Source organism: Rhizobium sp. BK456 (assembly GCF_014194045.1).
GTDB lineage: Bacteria > Pseudomonadota > Alphaproteobacteria > Rhizobiales > Rhizobiaceae > Rhizobium > Rhizobium redzepovicii.
The window spans coordinates 271,237-289,420 of record NZ_JACIAO010000008.1 but is presented as its reverse complement, the minus strand read 5'-3'; the positions used below and the strand labels follow the sequence as shown (position 1 = coordinate 289,420).

The 18,184-nt window shown below is 61.8% G+C and carries 18 protein-coding genes, 1 pseudogene and 1 riboswitch; of the genes and pseudogenes, 9 read left to right on the top strand and 10 right to left on the bottom strand.

The features are described from left to right. Window positions 1–7 precede the first annotated feature (7 nt). Window positions 8–121, top strand: a riboswitch (TPP riboswitch). The 6 genes and pseudogenes from FHX03_RS34940 to FHX03_RS23015 form a co-directional block, all read left to right on the top strand. Beyond that, window positions 112–228: pseudogene (locus tag FHX03_RS34940) on the top strand (HMP/thiamine-binding protein); the annotation flags it as partial. (Overlaps the previous riboswitch by 10 nt.) A gap of 11 nt (window positions 229–239) precedes the next feature. Then, the gene (locus tag FHX03_RS23035) at window positions 240–1,046 is read left to right on the top strand and encodes an ABC transporter permease (RefSeq protein WP_183855599.1); all 807 of its coding nucleotides are present in this window, start codon (window positions 240–242) and stop codon (window positions 1,044–1,046) included. Then, on the top strand, window positions 1,043–1,855 hold the full coding sequence (locus FHX03_RS23030; protein ID WP_183855597.1) for an ABC transporter ATP-binding protein: 813 nt from the start codon (window positions 1,043–1,045) through the stop codon (window positions 1,853–1,855). The genes FHX03_RS23035 and FHX03_RS23030 overlap by 4 nt, the downstream gene beginning before the upstream one ends. A gap of 63 nt (window positions 1,856–1,918) precedes the next feature. Then, window positions 1,919–2,929, top strand: a complete 1,011-nt coding sequence (locus FHX03_RS23025) for an ABC transporter substrate-binding protein (protein WP_183855595.1) — start codon at window positions 1,919–1,921, stop codon at window positions 2,927–2,929. A 67-nt stretch (window positions 2,930–2,996) separates the two neighbouring features. Then, the gene (locus tag FHX03_RS23020) at window positions 2,997–4,217 is read left to right on the top strand and encodes an acyltransferase family protein (protein WP_183855593.1); all 1,221 of its coding nucleotides are present in this window, start codon (window positions 2,997–2,999) and stop codon (window positions 4,215–4,217) included. A 167-nt stretch (window positions 4,218–4,384) separates the two neighbouring features. Beyond that, a complete protein-coding gene (locus FHX03_RS23015) occupies window positions 4,385–5,122 on the top strand; it encodes a sugar transferase (protein WP_097624882.1) in 738 nt (245 codons plus the stop codon). 139 nt (window positions 5,123–5,261) lie between these two features. On the opposite strand, the gene FHX03_RS23010 is transcribed toward FHX03_RS23015, so the two are convergent. The 8 genes from FHX03_RS23010 to FHX03_RS22975 form a co-directional block, all read right to left on the bottom strand. Further along, on the bottom strand, window positions 5,262–5,669 hold the full coding sequence (locus tag FHX03_RS23010; protein ID WP_097624883.1) for a F0F1 ATP synthase subunit epsilon: 408 nt from the start codon (window positions 5,667–5,669) through the stop codon (window positions 5,262–5,264). Continuing rightward, window positions 5,669–5,908, bottom strand: coding sequence for a hypothetical protein (locus FHX03_RS23005; RefSeq protein WP_183855591.1), 240 nt, complete (start codon window positions 5,906–5,908; stop codon window positions 5,669–5,671). The genes FHX03_RS23010 and FHX03_RS23005 overlap by 1 nt, the downstream gene beginning before the upstream one ends. Next, window positions 5,908–7,344 carry a F0F1 ATP synthase subunit beta gene (gene atpD / locus FHX03_RS23000; protein WP_097624884.1) on the bottom strand — a complete coding sequence of 479 codons (1,437 nt, stop codon included), beginning with the start codon at window positions 7,342–7,344 and terminating at the stop codon, window positions 5,908–5,910. Before atpD ends, FHX03_RS23005 begins: the two co-directional genes overlap by 1 nt. Window positions 7,345–7,367: 23 nt before the next feature. After that, window positions 7,368–8,252, bottom strand: a complete 885-nt coding sequence (locus FHX03_RS22995; protein WP_097624885.1) for a F0F1 ATP synthase subunit gamma — start codon at window positions 8,250–8,252, stop codon at window positions 7,368–7,370. 28 nt (window positions 8,253–8,280) lie between these two features. Then, window positions 8,281–9,810: a F0F1 ATP synthase subunit alpha gene (gene atpA / locus FHX03_RS22990; protein ID WP_097624886.1), complete on the bottom strand. Its 1,530-nt coding sequence runs from the start codon at window positions 9,808–9,810 to the stop codon at window positions 8,281–8,283. Next, on the bottom strand, window positions 9,810–10,376 hold the full coding sequence (locus FHX03_RS22985; protein ID WP_017966273.1) for a F0F1 ATP synthase subunit delta: 567 nt from the start codon (window positions 10,374–10,376) through the stop codon (window positions 9,810–9,812). Before FHX03_RS22985 ends, atpA begins: the two co-directional genes overlap by 1 nt. 255 nt (window positions 10,377–10,631) lie before the next feature. After that, on the bottom strand, window positions 10,632–11,021 hold the full coding sequence (locus FHX03_RS22980; protein WP_097624887.1) for a DUF4345 family protein: 390 nt from the start codon (window positions 11,019–11,021) through the stop codon (window positions 10,632–10,634). A gap of 78 nt (window positions 11,022–11,099) precedes the next feature. Further along, the gene (locus FHX03_RS22975; RefSeq protein WP_183855589.1) at window positions 11,100–13,316 is read right to left on the bottom strand and encodes a primosomal protein N'; all 2,217 of its coding nucleotides are present in this window, start codon (window positions 13,314–13,316) and stop codon (window positions 11,100–11,102) included. A gap of 200 nt (window positions 13,317–13,516) precedes the next feature. Between FHX03_RS22975 and FHX03_RS22970 the strand changes: the two genes are divergently transcribed. Next, window positions 13,517–14,449 carry a dihydrodipicolinate synthase family protein gene (locus tag FHX03_RS22970; protein ID WP_183855587.1) on the top strand — a complete coding sequence of 311 codons (933 nt, stop codon included), beginning with the start codon at window positions 13,517–13,519 and terminating at the stop codon, window positions 14,447–14,449. Window positions 14,450–14,452: 3 nt separating this feature from the next. Here the strand turns inward: FHX03_RS22970 and FHX03_RS22965 are convergent, their stop codons facing one another. Beyond that, the gene (locus tag FHX03_RS22965; protein WP_183855585.1) at window positions 14,453–14,935 is read right to left on the bottom strand and encodes a GNAT family N-acetyltransferase; all 483 of its coding nucleotides are present in this window, start codon (window positions 14,933–14,935) and stop codon (window positions 14,453–14,455) included. 11 nt (window positions 14,936–14,946) lie between these two features. Beyond that, window positions 14,947–15,897 (bottom strand): GNAT family N-acetyltransferase, encoded by a 951-nt coding sequence (locus FHX03_RS22960; protein ID WP_097624891.1) that lies wholly within the window; start codon window positions 15,895–15,897, stop codon window positions 14,947–14,949. A 139-nt stretch (window positions 15,898–16,036) separates the two neighbouring features. Here FHX03_RS22960 and FHX03_RS22955 point away from each other — a divergent pair, with 139 nt between their 5' ends. After that, a complete protein-coding gene (locus FHX03_RS22955; protein ID WP_097624892.1) occupies window positions 16,037–16,972 on the top strand; it encodes a tyrosine recombinase XerC in 936 nt (311 codons plus the stop codon). 137 nt (window positions 16,973–17,109) lie between these two features. Next, window positions 17,110–18,183 carry a TraB/GumN family protein gene (locus tag FHX03_RS22950; RefSeq protein ID WP_183855583.1) on the top strand — a complete coding sequence of 358 codons (1,074 nt, stop codon included), beginning with the start codon at window positions 17,110–17,112 and terminating at the stop codon, window positions 18,181–18,183. The last annotated feature ends 1 nt before the right edge of the window (window position 18,184 follow it).

The following is an 18,184-nucleotide window of genomic DNA, read 5'->3' as shown; positions in this document are numbered from 1 at the left end:
GTTTCCGACGAAATAACAGGGGAGCTCCGTATTGCCGGGGCTGAGATATGAGGCGCTAGCCTCTGGACCCTTTAAAGCTGATCTGGGTAATGCCAGCGGAGCGAGGTTCAGATGTTCTCAGGCGCAGAAGTGTCACTTTATCCGATGTCCGGCAATGTCGTCGGCATCATTCGCGATGCCGTCAAGACGCTCGATCCCTATCGCGGCCGGCTAGGCATCGAGACCGAAATCAAACGCTGATGACATCGCCGCAACCATCGGATTCGCACCTTTCCGCGCTCCGCGCCGCTCTCTATCGGGGGTTCCCCGCCTTGCTCGCGGGCTGCGCCTTTTTGGCGGCATGGGAACTCTATGTCGATCTTTCCGGCATCAAGCCTTCCATTCTGCCGGCGCCTTCGCGCATCGTTATCCAGGGCTGGCTGAACCGTGAGGCGCTGATATCAAACACCTGGCCGACGCTTGGTGCGACGCTCGGCGGTTTCGCGCTGTCGCTTGCCTTCACCTTCACCTCTTCGATCCTCATGGATTTCATGCCATTCATGCGCCGGGCATTGCTGCCGATCTTCATCGCCAGCCAGACCCTGCCGCTGGTGGCGATTGCGCCGCTCGTCGTCTTATGGTTCGGTTTCGGCCTTTTGCCGAAGATCCTGCTGGTGGCGCTCGTCACCTTCTTTCCGCTGCTCGTCGCCCTGCTGCAAGGCTATGAATCGACCGACCGCGACATCGCCGAATTGCTGCATTCGATGAAGGCGAGCCGCTGGCGCGTTTTCCGCCTGGCACGGCTTCCCTCGGCGCTGCCCTATTTCTTCGCCGGCCTGAGGATCTCGATCACCTATGCCGTCGTCGGCGCGATCTTTGCCGAATATGCCGGCGCCGCAAGCGGCCTCGGCATCTATATCCTCAACGCCAAGAACAATTTCCGTCCCGATCTCGTGCTCGCCGCCGTCGTCGTCAGCGCCGTGCTGACCCTTTGCCTGTTCGGCCTAACACTCTTGATAGAGCGCCTCCTTATGCCCTGGCAGCCATCCGGGGAGCGGCGCCGATGAGCGACAAAATGGTCGAACTGCGCAATATCGCGAAATCTTTCGACGGCATGCAGGTACTGGGCGATATTTCGCTCGGCGTCGGGAACGGCGAGTTCGTTTCGATCGTCGGCCCGTCCGGCTCCGGAAAATCGACGGTGCTGCGATTGCTGACGCAGTCGCTTCGACCCGATTCCGGCTCGGTGCTTTTCAATGGCGCGCCGCTTGAGGAAGCGCCGCATTCCTTCGCCTTCATGCCGCAGCGTGATGCGCTGATGCCCTGGCGCCGGATCATCGACAATGCGGCCCTCGGCCTCGAGGTAAAAGGCAAGAGCCGCCGCGCGGCCCGCGCCGCTGTGGCGCCTTTGTTCCAGCGCTTCGGCCTTGCCGGCTTCGAACACCATTATCCGTCCGAACTATCGGGCGGCATGCGCCAGCGCGCCGCTCTGCTGCGCACCGTCGTCCAGACCCAGGACATGCTGCTGCTCGACGAGCCTTTCGGCGCGCTCGACGCGCTGACGCGCACGCAGATCCAGGAGTGGCTGCAGGGCATGTGGACCGAACACCGCTGGACGGCGCTGCTGATCACCCATGATGTCCGCGAGGCGGTGTTCCTCTCCGACCGCATCTATGTGCTTTCGGCCCGCCCGGCGCGCATCATTCGAGAATTCCGCGTTCCCCTGCCCCGCCCCAGAAGCCTTGCCGATCTCGGCTCGCCGGCGGCCCAGGCGATCGAAACCGAAATCCTGCAGACCCTGCTTCATCCGCTGGAACAGGATGATCTTAGGCCGGTCGGCCTAAAATCTGCATCCTGTTCTGAACTAAAGAGTTAGATCATGACGCCGAAAACCGCGCACACTTTCGGCACCATGCTCTAGAGACCTGAGGAGGTCATCATGCTGCTTCTCACCCGTCGCCAGACGATTTTCGCCGCCATCGCGGCAGGCCTTGTCGGCCGCCCGGCCTTCGCCCAGTCGGCGCCCGCAAAGGCTCGCATCGCACTCGACTGGACGCCCAACACCAACCATATCGGCATCTATGTCGCCAAGGCGAAGGGTTTTTATGCCGCCGCGGGCCTCGATGTCGACATTCTACCCTATGCCGATACGAGTGCCGGAACGCTGGTATCGAACGGCGTCGCCGACTTCGGGATCAGCAGCGAGATCGAGGCCATCACGCAGCGCGCCGCCGGCGGTGACGTGAAGATGGTCTACGGCGTCGTCCAGACTGAAACAGCACGCCTGATCTTCAAGGGCGGACGCGACGACATCAAGAGCCCAAGGGATCTCGACGGCAAGACCTATGGCGGATTCGGCGGCACCTGGGAGAGCGCGCTGATCTCCGCGATGATCCGCAACGATGGCGGCAAAGGCGAGGTCAAGACCGTCACGCTCGGCACCTCCGCCTATGAAGCGCTGGACAATGGCTCGATCGATTTCACCCTGGAGATCTATACCTGGGAAGGCGTCGCCGCCGAACTGGAAAACCGGAAGATCGCCCGCTTCCACTATTCCGACTACGGCATTCCCGACGAGCAAACCACGGTCATCGTCTCCAGCGACACCTATCTTTCGGCCAATCGGGAAAATGCCCGCGCTTTCATTCAGGCGACGCGAAAGGGTTATGCCTATTCCGTTGATCATCCCGACGAAGCCTGCGCGCTGCTGATAGCGGAGAGCAACGGCGCGCTGATGAACGCCGAATTGGTGAAAGCTTCGCAAAAGGCATTGATCGAAGGACACTTCCTGAAATCCCAGGCCGGTGTGATCGGCACCCTCGATCCGGCCAAGGCCGATGCTATCGGCGGCTTCATGGTCGAGAACGGCATTCTGGTCGATGCGAATGGCGCCGCACTCAAGGAGAAGCCGGACTTTTCCACCTATTATACCAACGACCTGCTGGCCTGAGTCCAGCCCTGGCCTTGCCCGCCGCGGCGTTCCGCGGCAAAGTCTTGAGCTATAAGGCGAGGGACAGATGCGACAACAGGAGAGATTGGCCGGAGCGGACTTTCTGCGCGCGACGGCTTGTCTGCTGGTGCTTGCCCACCATCTCGCGCTCCGGCTGGATATGCGCAGAATTCCCGACGAACTGGCAACGACTGCGCAGATCCTCCGCTTCGGCAATTTCGGCGTTGCCATCTTCTTCGTGCTCAGCGGCTTTCTTCTTGCTCATCCCTTCTGGCGCGCGCTCGACGGCGGCGGCGAGATGCCGAGCCTCCGCCATTACACGATCCGCAGGGCGGCGCGTATCGCGCCGGGCTTCTGGGTGGCAGCAACCGTCAGCTTCGTCCTCAGCCTGACACTGCTTGCCCTGCCGCTGACGCCGGAACTCACGCTTCGCTACGTCTCCGGGCTGCTGTTCATGAGCCAGTGGCATTGGCGCACGTTTTTTCCGGTCGAAGCCGACGGCCCGCTCTGGTCCATTCCCTTCGAGGTCACCAGCTATGTGCTCCTGCCGGTCTGCTTTCTCCTGCTGTTTCGTTTGCCTCTCCTCAGGCAGCGTCCGCTGCTTGCCCGCTTGGCCTGGCTTTGCGTCGTCGCAGGCGTCGTCCTCGCCCATCTGCTGATCCTCACCATCTTTCCGCTCGACGACATCGGACGCGGCTGGCAGTACGGCCTGCAGGGTGGGGCGAAAGAGTGGATGCCGAGATATAATCCGATCGGCTTCTTCGCCGTCTTCGCCCTCGGCGCGCTGGCCGCCGGCATCGAGATCATGCTGAGAAGGCGGTCCTCCTTCTGGTTCGATGCCGCAGCGCTGCTCACCCTCGCCGTTGCCGGCTACCGCCTCGTCATATCGCCGGGCGGCACCCCTGAAGCTTACGGCTGGCTCGATATCCCCTATGGCTTCCCGGTCTTTCCGCTGGCAATCGCAACGGCGCTCGTTTCGCTCTGCCATTCGCAACGTCTGGGCAGGCTACTCGACAATGCGCCCGTCCGCTACATCGCAAAGATCTCCTTCGGCATCTATGTCTGGCAGGAGATCATCCTGATATCGATCCAAAGGCTCGACCCTGGTTCGTTCGGCGTCTCCTCGGAAAATGTCGTCACGGGCTGGCTGCAGTCCTGCGGACTGGCGGCAGCGCTCGTCCTTCTCGTCGCCAGCCTCAGCTACCACCTGCTGGAGAAACCGGCGATCGACCTCGGCAACCGACTGACATCATGCCCATCCGATCGGGCTACTCCTTTCAAAGTATAAGCTTTCATTCAACGCAACTACAGGCGTTAAGGTTAACGCGAAATACTCCCATTTTTGGCTTCTTTAGGGTTACGAAATTCTTTTTTATACCGATGACAAACGTTACGTGACGATGTATCTGTCTCCCGGTAGTTCAGTATCGCATCTAAACTTGTGGACCTTGCGTAATGAATGCTTTTACTTCGAAGACGAATTCACGCTTCGATCCGTCTCAGCGTCAGGACAAAACCAAGACCCTGGTTATCGCGAACTCCAACATTCGCCAGCCGGATAGCTTTTCGCCTGTCGAAAGAAAGATGGCTGTACGGCTGGGCGTGAAGCGGCTGTTCGACATTGTCGCCTCAGGCAGCGCCCTCATCGTGCTCGCGCCGTTTTTTCTGGCGATTGCTCTCTTCATCAAACTCGACGATGGCGGCCCGATATTCTTCCGGCAGATCCGCTGGGGACTGAACGGACGGAAGATCACGGTCTTCAAATTCCGCTCGATGCGCACCGACGATTGTGATCCGAGCGGCATTCAGCAGACCGTCAAGGGCGATAGCCGGATGACCGGCATTGGCGCGGTCCTCAGACGGACGAATATCGACGAGCTGCCGCAGCTTTTCAATGTCCTCATGGGCGATATGTCGCTGGTCGGTCCGCGATGCCATGCGATCAACATGCGCGCAGCCGGCAGGCTCTACGAAGAGCTGGTGCCGCACTACCACCAGCGCCACATCATGCGCCCCGGCATCACCGGCCTAGCGCAGACACGCGGCTGGCGGGGCCCGACGGCGCGACCGTTGCAAGCTCGCGCCCGCATTGCCTGCGATATCTATTATGTCAAGAATTTCAGTCTGTTGCTCGACCTGAAGATTCTGCTGAAGACGCTCGTCATCGAGCTGCGTGGCGGCACCGGCTTCTGAGACGATCCGGCGTGGCGGCGAAGGCCGCTTGTTCGTTTGAACCCGCCGTCAGACATTGTCCGCCGGATCCCTGGAGACGAGCAGACACAAAAAAGGCGGCTGTTGAGCCGCCTTTTCACTATCGAAAAATCGATTGCGATCAATCCTGCTGGACGACGCCATTCAGATGCGTCAGTTCCATGATGAAGTGCTCGAGTTTCGACTTGCGTTCGTGCAGCTCGGTATCTTCGAGCTCCTTGCGAGCGGCCTCGATGCGGCGGGTCAGTTCGTCTTTGTGGAGTTCCTCGACCGGAACCGCTGATTCGGCAAGCAATGTGCAGCCGGTCGGCAGGATATCGGCAAAACCGCCGAACACGACATAGTCCTGCTTCTTGCCGGAGGCCGAACGCACGCTCACGACACCCGGCTTGATCGTCGTCATCGTCGGCGCATGGTGCGCCATGACGGTCATTTCGCCTTCAGTCGCAGGAATGACGACTTCAGTCACCATCTCCGACAGCAGCAGACGCTCCGGCGAAACGAGCTCAAAGTTGAAATTGTCAGCCATCAGTGACTTACCTTCTCGGCTATGGCTTTCGCATCTTGCAATTGGGTCCCGCAGAACGGGCAGTGCATTATCGCCCGATCGAGATAGCCGAGGCCTTCCTCGCTCTGAACCAGACCGACCACCATCATCAGCACGCCGTTATCGGCGCGATAGATGGTCGGCGCGGCTGGTTCCGGAAGATCCGCCACGACCCCCTTCAGAGGATCGCAGCAGAATATCTCGTCCAGCGCGTCGCTCATCAAGCAGCTGCGAGCTTCTTGGCCTTTTCGACCGCTTCTTCCATCGAGCCGACCATGTAGAAGGCAGCCTCCGGCAGGTGATCGTATTCGCCGTTGACGAGGCCCTTGAAGCCCTTGATCGTGTCTTCCAGAGCAACCAGCTTGCCCGGCGAGCCGGTGAAGACTTCGGCGACGAAGAACGGCTGCGACAGGAAACGCTCGATCTTGCGGGCGCGGGCAACGGCAATCTTATCCTCTTCGGACAGTTCGTCCATGCCCAGAATGGCGATGATATCCTGCAGGGCCTTGTAGCGCTGCAGCGTCGACTGGACCTTACGGGCGACCTCGTAATGCTCTTCGCCGACGACCATCGGGTCGAGCATGCGCGAGGTGGAGTCGAGCGGATCGACGGCGGGGTAGATGCCCTTTTCGGCGATCGAGCGCGACAGAACCGTCGTCGCGTCAAGATGCGCGAACGAGGTTGCCGGCGCCGGGTCGGTCAAGTCGTCGGCCGGAACGTAAATGGCCTGGACCGAGGTGATCGAGCCGGTCGTCGTCGTGGTGATGCGTTCCTGCATCTGGCCCATGTCGGTTGCGAGCGTGGGCTGATAACCGACGGCCGACGGGATGCGGCCGAGCAGAGCCGACACTTCGGAACCTGCCTGGGTGAAGCGGAAGATGTTGTCGACGAAGAACAGAACGTCCTGACCCTGGTCGCGGAAATGTTCGGCAACCGTCAGGCCGGTCAGAGCGACGCGGGCGCGGGCGCCCGGCGGTTCGTTCATCTGGCCGTAAACCAGCGCGGCCTTCGAGCCTTCGCCGCCGCCATGCTTGTTGACGTTGGATTCGATCATTTCATGGTAGAGGTCGTTGCCTTCACGGGTACGTTCACCGACGCCCGCGAAAACCGAGTAACCACCATGCGCCTTGGCGACGTTGTTGATCAGTTCCATGATCAGGACGGTCTTGCCGACGCCGGCGCCGCCGAACAGACCGATCTTGCCGCCGCGCGCATAGGGCGCCAGAAGGTCGACGACCTTGATGCCGGTGACGAGGATCTGCGCTTCCGTCGACTGCTCGACATAGGACGGCGCATCCTGGTGGATGGCGCGCTTGTGCGCAGTGACGAGCGGGCCAGCTTCGTCGACCGGCTCGCCGATGACGTTCATGATACGGCCGAGCGTCTCGTTGCCGACCGGAACCATGATAGGAGCGCCGGTATCGCTGACTTCCTGGCCGCGCACGAGACCTTCGCTCGAGTCCATCGCAATCGTACGGACTTCATTCTCGCCAAGGTGCTGTGCAACTTCGAGAACCAGACGGACGCCATTGTTGGTGGTTTCCAGCGCGTTCAGGATCTTCGGCAGTTCGCCTTCGAAAGCAACGTCAACGACGGCGCCGATAACCTGTGTGACCCTGCCGACAGAGCCGATCTTGGGGGTAGCTGCCTCAGCCATTTTCTGACCCTCTTTTCCTAGCCTCAGAGCGCTTCCGCGCCCGAAATGATTTCAATGAGTTCCTTGGTGATCTGCGCCTGACGCTGGCGGTTGTAGCTCAGCGTCAGTTTGTTGATCATCTCACCGGCATTACGCGTCGCATTGTCCATGGCGCTCATCTTCGCGCCCATTTCGCCGGCGACGTTCTCAAGGAGCGCGCGGAAGATCTGGACGGAGATGTTGCGCGGGATCAGGTCTTCGAGGATCGAAGCCGGATCCGGCTCATATTCGTAGACCGCGCCGGCATGCGCCGCATCTTCGGCCTGCACTGCGCCCGTCGAAGCCGGGATGAGCTGCTGCGCCGTCGGAATCTGGCTGATCACCGACTTGAACTCGGAATAGAACAGCGTGCAGACGTCAAATTCGCCAGCCTCGTACATCTCGATGATGCGCTTGCCGATCTGGTCCGCATTCTCGAAGCCGATCTTCTTGACGTCGCGCAATTCCTTGCGCTCGATGATCAGCGAAGCATATTCGCGGCGAAGGATGTCGTAACCTTTCTTGCCGACGGTGAAGATCTTCACTGTCTTGCCCTCGGCAACCAGCTTGCGCACATGCTCGCGGGCGAATCGGGCGATCTGCGAGTTGAAGCCGCCGCAAAGACCGCGTTCGGCCGTGCAGACCACCAGCAGATGAACCTGGTCCTTGCCGGTCCCGGTCATCAGTGTCGGCGCGCCGTCCGCATCGGTAACGGCCTTGGCGATGTTCGCCAGCACCGCACCCATGCGCTGCGAATAAGGCCGGGCGGCCTCGGCCGCCTCCTGCGCACGCCGAAGCTTCGCCGCGGCGACCATTTTCATCGCCTTGGTGATCTTCTGCGTCGCCTTGACGGAGGCGATCCGGTTTTTCAGATCCTTAAGTGAAGGCATCCGTGATCCGTCCTAACTTAGGGCCTGATTACGCGAAAGACTTTGCGAAGCTATCGAGAGCAGCAGTGAGCTTGCCCCTGGTATCATCGCTGATTGCCTTTTCCGTGCGGATCGCGTCGAGGATGGCGGAGCCCTCCGAACGCAGATAAGAGAGGAAGCCCTGTTCGAACTTGCCGACCGAAGCAACCGGCAGCTTGTCGAGAAAGCCGTTGACGCCAGCGAAGATCACCGCGACCTGCTCTTCCGTCTTCAGCGGCGAGAACTGCGGCTGCTTGAGAAGTTCGGTCAGGCGTGCACCGCGGTTCAACAGGCGTTGTGTCGCAGCATCGAGGTCCGAACCGAACTGGGCGAAGGCGGCCATTTCGCGATACTGGGCGAGCTCGCCCTTGATCGAACCGGCAACCTGCTTCATCGCCTTGATCTGCGCCGACGAACCGACGCGGGAAACCGACAGACCGACGTTCACGGCCGGGCGGATACCCTGGTAGAACAGGTCGGTTTCAAGGAAGATCTGGCCGTCGGTGATCGAGATGACGTTGGTCGGAATGAAGGCCGACACGTCGTTGCCCTGCGTTTCGATGACCGGAAGAGCGGTCAGCGAACCGGCGCCCTGGTCGTCGTTCATTTTCGCAGCGCGCTCGAGCAGCCGCGAGTGGAGGTAGAAAACGTCGCCCGGATAGGCTTCGCGGCCCGGCGGGCGGCGCAGCAGCAGTGACATCTGGCGGTAGGAAACGGCCTGCTTCGACAGGTCGTCGTAACCGATCAGCGCATGCATGCCGTTGTCGCGGAAATATTCGCCCATCGCGCAGCCGGCAAACGGAGCCAGATACTGCATCGGCGCCGGATCGGAAGCGGTCGCCGCGACAATGATCGAATACTTCAGCGCGCCGCGCTCTTCGAGCACCTTGACGAACTGGGCAACGGTCGAGCGCTTCTGGCCGATGGCGACGTAGACGCAGTAAAGCTTCTCGCCTTCCGGGCCGTTGTCGTGAATGGCCTTCTGGTTGAGGAAGGCATCGAGAAGAATAGCGGTCTTGCCGGTCTGGCGGTCGCCGATGACCAGCTCGCGCTGGCCGCGGCCGACCGGGATCAGCGCGTCAATGGCCTTGAGGCCGGTCGACATCGGCTCATGAACCGACTTGCGCGGAATAATGCCGGGAGCCTTGACGTCGACGCGCGAACGGCGCGTCGCGTTGATCGGGCCCTTGCCGTCGATCGGGTTGCCGAGCGCGTCGACGACGCGGCCGAGCAGTTCCGGACCGACCGGGACGTCGACGATGGCGCCGGTCCGCTTGACGGTGTCGCCTTCCTTGATGTCGCGGTCGGAGCCGAAGATGACGACGCCGACATTATCGGATTCGAGATTCAGCGCCATGCCGCGGATGCCGCCCGGGAACTCGACCATTTCACCGGCCTGGACATTGTCCAGACCGTAGACGCGGGCGATACCGTCACCGACGGAGAGAACCTGGCCGACTTCCGAGACCTCTGCCTCTTTGCCGAAATTTTTGATCTGGTCTTTGAGAATTGCGGAAATTTCCGCGGCGCGGATATCCATCAGCCAACCTCTTTCAATGCGAGCTTAAGAGTGGAGAGTTTGGTACGAAGAGACGTATCAATCTGGCGGGACCCGACCTTTACGATCAGACCACCAAGAATTGACGGATCAACCGTGACGGCAATCGTCACGTCTTTGCCGGTAACGCTCTTGAGTGCCACCTTCAATTCGGTTTCCTGCGCTTGCGAAAGCGCATGCGCCGAGGTGACCTCGGCGGAGATTTCACCGCGATGGTTCGCGGCGATGATGCGGAAGGCCTTGATCATGCCCGGCAGGGCGAACAGGCGGCGGTTGCGCGCCACGACCTTCAGGAAATTGGCGAAGAAGCCGCTGATTCCGGCCTTCTCGCTGATGGCGACGATCGCCTTCAGCTGGTCCTCGGCGGAAAAAACCGGGCTTGCGACGAAGCGCTTCAGGTCAGCGCTCTCATCCAGCATTGCCTGGAAACGGTCAAGATCGGCGGTTACGCTGTCGACGGCGCCCTGCTCGAGCGCCAGTTCGAAAAGCGACGAGGCATAGCGCTCGGCAACACCAGATGTAAGCTGGGACGTGTCTGCCACTGGCACAAATTTCCCTGATTTCAACCCAAAATCCGGCTCTCGGCGGACGCCGAACCTATGATCTTGAATTCGTTTTGATTTCCCCCAGAAACCACAAGAGAAGCCTCTTGCTTCTTCCGAAATTCGGGGTCCGTCTAACATAGGATGTTCGGACTCGCAACACGCGTAATGCCCGAATACGCCTTTCACATGAATTTCTGTTCGCAAAATTGCGCAACGGCCTGGAAGCCGGCCGGGGAAGCCGTTAGCCGGTCGCGAGAGTCATGTCTGGGTGAAGCCGAATACATAAAGCAGCGGCAGCGCCGCCAAGGCAATTTGCACAACCAGGAGTAAATAGTTGACGAGACTACTCCCCTTATCGGACAGGATCGAGATAATACGGGCAAAGGCCGCCATCGCAAAGGAGGCGCCGAGCGCCATGTAAATCCAGTCCTGGGCGAGCATGATCGCCGACAAGCCAAAGCCGAGATAGAAACCGCCCATCGAGCGCCCCTCCCCATACCCCTCCGGCCGCCCCTCCTGCGCCTGCAGACCGAGAAGACGGAAGCTATGGCCCGGTGCAAACATCATGATGAAGCCGGCAAGCGCCGTGAAGGCGGCGGAGCAAAAGGCGAGTTGCTCGCCGAGCTCGGTCGGAAAATAAAACTCCATGCATTAGCCCCAAATCACCCGGAAGAATCAGTGTTTTATGACATGGGCCGGAAAGGGAGGAAATGGCGGCGTGGCGTTTTAGAGAAAACTCTGCGGATCGATATCGAGCTGCACCTGCACAGACCCGCGCTCCTTCGGCGATTGCGACAGCATTGCCCGCAAAAAGCCCTGCATGTCGGAGTTGCGCCGGCCGTGCACCAAAAGGCGGAAGCGGTGGCGCCCGCGCACCAGCGCCAGCGGGGCTTCCGCCGGACCGAGCACCGAGATGCCGGATACCTGCGGCGCTGCATTGCGCATGCCACGCGCATGGTTTTCCGCGTCATGGCGGGTTTCGGCCGAAACGATGATCGAGGCGAGCCTGCCGAAGGGCGGCAATATAGCGCGTTCGCGTTCGCTGATCTCGCGCTCGTAAAAGGCATCGGAATCGCCTGAGACAATCGCCTGCATGACGGGATGCTGCGGCTGGTAAGTCTGCAGCAGCCCATGGCTCTTGAGGCCGGTGCGCCCGGCCCGGCCCGTCACCTGCGACAGGAGCTGAAAGGTGCGCTCGGCCGCGCGCGGATCGCCATTGGCAAGGCCGAGGTCGGCGTCGACGATGCCGACCAGCGTCATCAGCGGAAAATTATGTCCCTTGGCGACGAGCTGGGTGCCGATAACGATATCGGCCTCGCCCTTGGCGATCGCCTCCAGCTCCAGCCGCAGCCGCTTCACCCCGCCCATGATATCGGAGGAGAGAACGATCGTCCGCGCCTCCGGAAAATGCCGCTCTACCTCCTCGGCGATACGCTCGACGCCCGGCCCGCAGGCAACGAGGTGGTCGAGCGTGCCGCATTCCGGGCATGCCTCCGGCGTGCGCTCGGCATGGCCGCATTGATGGCATTGCAGCTGCTTGCGGAAGCGATGCTCGACCAGCCAGCTCGAACATTGCGGGCATTGGAAGCGATGGCCGCAGACCCGGCAGAGCGTCAGCGGCGCATAACCGCGGCGGTTGAGAAAGAGCAGCGCCTGTTCGCGTTTCTCCACCGTCTTGCCGATCGCCCGGATCAAGACCGGCGACAGGAAGCCGCCGCGCTCAGGTGCGTGGCGGCGCATATCGATGAGGTGCAAGTCCGGCAGCGCCGCGTCGCCGAAACGCGTCGGCAGGTGGACGGTGCTGTAGCGCCCACTCTGTCCGTTGACCTGGCTTTCGACCGACGGCGTCGCCGACACCAGGACAACGGGAAAATCGCCGATCCGGCCGCGCACCACGGCCATGTCGCGGGCATTGTAGAAGACGCGGTCCTCCTGCTTGTAGGCGGGATCGTGCTCCTCGTCGACGATGATCAAGCCGAGTTCCTCGAAGGGCAGGAAGAGCGCCGAGCGGGCGCCGGCCACGACGCGGACCTCGCCGGTCACCGCCTGGCGCCAGACCTTTTCGCGCATGCGCGGTGCCAGATCGGAATGCCATTCGGCCGGCTTTGCCCCGAAGCGATCCTGGAAGCGCTCCATGAAACTGGCCGTCAGCGCGATCTCCGGCAGCAGGATCAGCACCTGCTTACCGCGTTTCAGCGTCTCGGCGATCGCCTCGAAATAGACCTCGGTCTTGCCCGATCCGGTCACTCCGTCGATCAGCGACACCGAAAATTCGCCCTTGCGGACATCGGAAACGATCTCCGCGGCCGCCTCTTTTTGCGGCCCTTCGAGGCGGGCGGCGGCAAATTCGGGATCCGGTATCGCCACGACCGGCGGCGGCGGCAGGAATATCGTCTCAAAAATGCCGAGCGTGATCAGCCCGTCGACGACGCTGGTCGAGACCCCCGCCGCATGCGCCAGGCCGCTGCGCGTCCAGGACAAACCGTCGGAAGCCGTGTCAAGCACGCGGGCGCGCGCCGGCGTCGTCCGCTCCGGTTCGCCGCCGACGAATTTCAGCCCCTCCACCATCGGCTCCGGCTCGAAGGCGTTGGGGGCTCTCAGCGCCATACGGGCGACGAGGCCGGGCGGCGAGAGCGTGTAGGCCGCAACCCAATCGATGAAATCGCGCATCTCCCGGGTAAGCGGCGGGCAGTCGAAGACATGGCTGATCGGCCGGAGCTTCTTCGGGTCCACTCCATCCTCGCCGCCGTCCCAGACGACGCCGATCACCTGCCGCGGCCCGAGCGGCACCTGCACGACCGAGCCGGGCTCGACCGCCATGCCCTCAGGCACCGAATAGGAATAGGGTTTGGGCGCCGGCATCGGCACCAGCACGGGAACCGTTCGGTTCGCGAGCGGTGCGTCAAAAAGCGCGCCAAAGAGGTCGGACGAATCTGTGCTCATCGGGCGAGACCATGCCCGCAAATCGATGCAATTGGAACCGCAAAGACACGGCTGAGCGTCGGCAAGGAGTGTGGCGTCGGAGATCGCCGGCACCCTTACGAAAAGCTTGCCGGGCGAGCGATTGGCCGCATAGATTGCCGGAAGGATTGTTCGAAATGCCGGGGCCTTTGTTCTTCGGCCGCTTGAATTGGAGAGCCTCGATGGCCAGACTGACCGAAGATGCCAAGGGCGTCTATGTGATCGCCGTAACCCCGTTCACCGATGACGGCGCGCTCGATCTCGGCAGCATCGACAGCATGGTCGATTTCTACGAGGGCGCCGGCGTCACTGGCCTGACGGTGCTTGGCCAGCTCGGCGAGGCCCCGAAGCTGACCGCCGAGGAATCGCGCACGGTGGTCGAGCGTGTGCTGAAGCGCCTCGACGGGCGGCTGCCCGTCGTTGTCGGCGTGTCGGCGCCGGGACTAGCTCCGATGCGCGAACTTGCCGAAGCCGTCATGGGCGAAGGTGCGGCCGGCGTCATGGTCGCGCCGCCCTGGACCGTCAAGACCGACGACCAGGCTTTCGCCTTTTACCAGTCGGTCGGCGAGGCCCTCGGCGAGACACCCTTCGTGCTCCAGGATTATCCGCTCACCACCAATGTGACGATTGCGCCCAAGGTGATCGAGCGCATCGTCAACGAGGTGCAAAATTGCGTCATGCTCAAGCACGAGGACTGGCCGGGCCTTTCAAAAATCACCGCGCTCCGCGCCGCCAGCGATAGCGGCGCCATGCGGCGCATCTCCATCCTCTGCGGCAATGGCGGGCTTTTTCTGCCTGAAGAGATGGGCCGGGGCGCCGATGGCGCCATGACCGGCTTCTGTTATCCTGAGATGATGGTCGGCGTCGTCGCGGCCTATGCAGCCGGAAATCCGGATCGCGCCCACGAGATCTTCGACGCCTATCTGCCGCTCGCCCGCTATGAGCAGCAGCAGGGCATCGGGCTTGCCTCCCGCAAATATGTGCTTGCCAAGCGCGGCGTCATCAAATCCGCCACTCTGCGCAAGCCGGGCGCCAAGCTCTCGGCACCCGATATTGCTGATGTCGAGCGGCTGCTGGCCCGTCAGGCCATTCGTCTCAAAGAGATCGGGGCCTGAAGCTTAAAACATGAAGAACGAGCCTGAAACATCCCGACCGGAGGGGATGCGGGCAATTTCGACATAAAGCATATCGCCATCAGGCGCGTGAGGTCGGAACCCGAGAGCCTCCCAGAATTTGGTTGCGCCGGGATTGCCCGGATGAACGGTGACAACACTGCAGAAATCCCGCGCATGATTGAGCAGCGCCAAGGCCAGCAGCCGGCCGATGCCGTGGCCGCGCATTTCGGGGCTGACGTAGAAACGCCGCATCCGCAACGCTTGCGATAGGGCGGGTTCGACGGTCACACCCCCGACGCCGGCAAGCGCCTCCCCGACATAGGCGCCAAGCAGCCTCTCGCCGCCACGCTCGAACCTGATGTCGCCGGCCGACCATTCGTCGATAAGGCGGGCGATATGGAGATGACCCTCCCGCCGGGCCTCGCTTTCGAGGTCGGCGATCTCCCGCGGCAATCGATCGCGGATCACGCGGATATCGACCGACATGGCAAAACCTATTAGACTGCGGGAACGGCAAGCTCGCGAGGCGTTGCCGCAGCCGGGAGGCTGACAGGCACGAAGGTCGCGTCGCCATCCGCCGCCATATCGTGCACCGTATGTTTCTCCAGCGCCTTGGTCACATCGTTGAGATCACCGTCCAGATGTTCGGCGGGAATAAGGTTGCCGATCACGAAATCGAAACGGTCGCCGCGCTTGTTCAACAGCTCGTGAAAGACCGTCATGTCGCGAAGCTCGGTCGACCACTTCGCCAGCCAGTAGAACAGGCCGGAATTGCGCGCGGTCATGTGGACGGGAAGGATCGGCAGATTGTATTTGCGCGCCAGCCCGACGGCCGAGGTTTTCCACGGGCGTTCGTTCAGCCGGCCGTTGGCCCAATAGGCGATGCGGCCTGATGGGAAGAGCACCGTCGCCTTGCCTTCCCTGACCGCGTGGTTGGTCAATTGCAGCGTCTCGCGCGCCTTGAGCTTGCTCTTGTGCTCCTCGCGCCATTCGACGGGAATGATCATCTCGGCAAACCGCGGATTGACGCGGATCGCATCGCGATTGGCGAAGAACATCATATCCCGCCGGCGCGTCTTCAGGAGATCGAACACGGCGACACCGTCGGCGATGCCGGTGGGGTGGTTACTGACGAGAATGAAGCCGCCGGCATCGGGAATGCGTTCGCCGTTGGTGACGCCGATATCGAGTTTCAGCACGTCGCTCAGATATTCGAACGACTGGAAACCCGGCATCTTGGCGACGGCATTGGCGAATTCGATCGCCTTGTTGTAGCGCAGCAGCGTGTAGAGGAACGGCCGCATGACCGGCCAGAGCGGATGTTTTACGATCCTCTGGCCACGTTCGGCAATCAGCGTATCGACGATATGACCGGGCTTTCCCTGTGAAACGAGAGCGATCGCTTCCGCGAGCTGTCCGAAAGCCGTCATGGAGTCGCGCCGTGCCATGAAAGATCCTGTCTATGGGCTATAAGCTATCGCAGTGGAATATGATCTAAGGATGACAAAGGCTTGGCGGGCATTAGCAATTCCATAACCGTTCCTGTTTCAAATTGGCGGACTTGAAGGCAAATTCAAGGCCAGCGACGTGAACGAACTACTTGTTATCGCCGATCCGCGCCTGATGGCGGAACGGGCCGCATGGCTCGAAAATCTCGCCCGCGAGCGTCGTCTTTCCGAGCATACACTCGATGCCTATGAGCGCGACACCCGCCAGTTCCTGACCTTCCTGACCGGCCATCTCGCCGGCCCGGCGACGCTTGGCGATATCAGGGAGCTGCGTCCCGCCGATTTCCGCGCCTTCCTGGCCGCACGGCGCAAGCAAGGCTCCGGCGCCCGCTCGCTCGGCCGCAATCTCGCCGGCCTTCGTTCGCTGCTGCGCCATTTGGAAAAAATGGGCTTGGTCAATGCCGCCGGCGCCGGCGCGATCCGTTCGCCGAAACAGCCGAAATCGCTGCCGAAACCGCTGTCGGACACGCAGGCGATCACCGTCGTCAGCAACGAAGCCCAGCTTCATGACGAACCCTGGATCGCCGCCCGCGATGCGGCTGTCATGACGCTGCTCTACGGCTGCGGCCTGCGCATCTCCGAAGCGCTCGATCTCATTCCCTCAGACCTGCAAAAGGGCGCCACAACGCTGCGCATCACCGGCAAGGGCAACAAGACGCGGCTGGTGCCGCTGCTGTCCGTGGTCTTCGACGCGGTCGAGAAATACCGCACGCTCTGCCCCTATCATCTCGAGCCCGGCGAGCCGCTGTTTCGCGGTGCCCGCGGCGGCAAGCTGCAGGCGGCGATCATCCAGCGCGCCATGCAGAAGCTGCGCAGCGCCTTCGGCTTGCCGGAGACGGCGACGCCCCATGCGCTGCGCCATTCCTTCGCCACCCACCTGCTTGCCGGCGGCGGCGATCTGCGCACCATCCAGGAACTGCTCGGCCATGCCAGCCTGTCGACGACACAGGTCTATACCGGCGTCGATGCATCGCGGCTGCTTGAGGTGTATGATCGCGCTCATCCGCGCGCGTAGAGCCTTTTCTGGTCGGATCGAAACATCCTGCCGGAGCAAGGAAGACTCTAAGCTTTCGTTAACGCATTCTCTTAAAGGATTATGCGCAAGCCGGGCGTAGAGCTTGAAACCACAAGGCATGTGACCGGAACATCATTATGACGACATCCATCGGCCGCCGGACTTTTCTCGCAGCATCCGGCAATCTGCTGCTCTGGCTGATTGCGGCCTTTCATATGCTGCTTCTTGCGGCCCTGTTTTTGGCCTTCCTGGCGGCAAGGCCGGCGGCGGCCGAAGACGCGGCCTGCACCGGCCGCAACCTGATGGTCGAGCTGCAGCAGAACGATCCCGCCCGCTACGCCGAGGCGCTGAAGGAAGCCGACGCGACGCCAAACGGCAAGGGCATCTTCTGGAAGATCGAAAAGGCAGGACTTCAGCCTTCATGGCTGCTTGGCAGCATGCATGTCACCGATCCGCGCGTGCTGGCCCTGCCGCCGCGAGCCCAGGCCGCCCACGACGCGGCCAATACGATCATCATCGAATCCGACGAGATCCTCGATGAGCGGAAGGCGACCGCCGCCCTGCTTGCAAAGCCGGAACTGACGATGTTCACCGACGGCACGACGATCGACAAGCTGCTCTCCCCCGAGGACTACAAGCGCCTCGAAGCCGGCCTGAAGCAGCGCGGCATTCCGCTCGGTGCCGTCTCCCGCATGCGGCCCTGGATGATCTCGAGCGCCGTCGCCCTGCCGGCCTGCGAAATCGCCCGAAAGGCCAAAGGCGTGCAGTTCCTCGACCAGAAAATCGCCGCTGATGCGGCTGCCGAGGGAAAACAGGTCAAGGGGCTGGAGACCCTTGCCGAGCAGATCCAGGCCATGGCCGACCTGCCGATCGAATTCCATCTGAAGTCGCTGATCGAGACGCTGGAGCTCGGCGACAAGATGAGCGACGTCGTCGAGACGATGACCGACCTCTATCTCTCCGGCGATATCGGCCTGACCATGCCGATGCTGAAGACCGTGACGCCGGAGACGGAAGGCGAAGACAGCAACTACGCCGCCTTCGAACAGCGCGTCATCCTCGACCGCAACAAGGTGATGGCCGAGCGCGCCGCCCCCATTCTCGACGGCGGCAACGTCTTCATGGCGGTCGGCGCCCTGCACCTGCCCGGCAAGGCCGGCGTCATCGAACTGCTGCGCCAGCAGGGGTTTACCGTGACTGCGGTGAACTAAA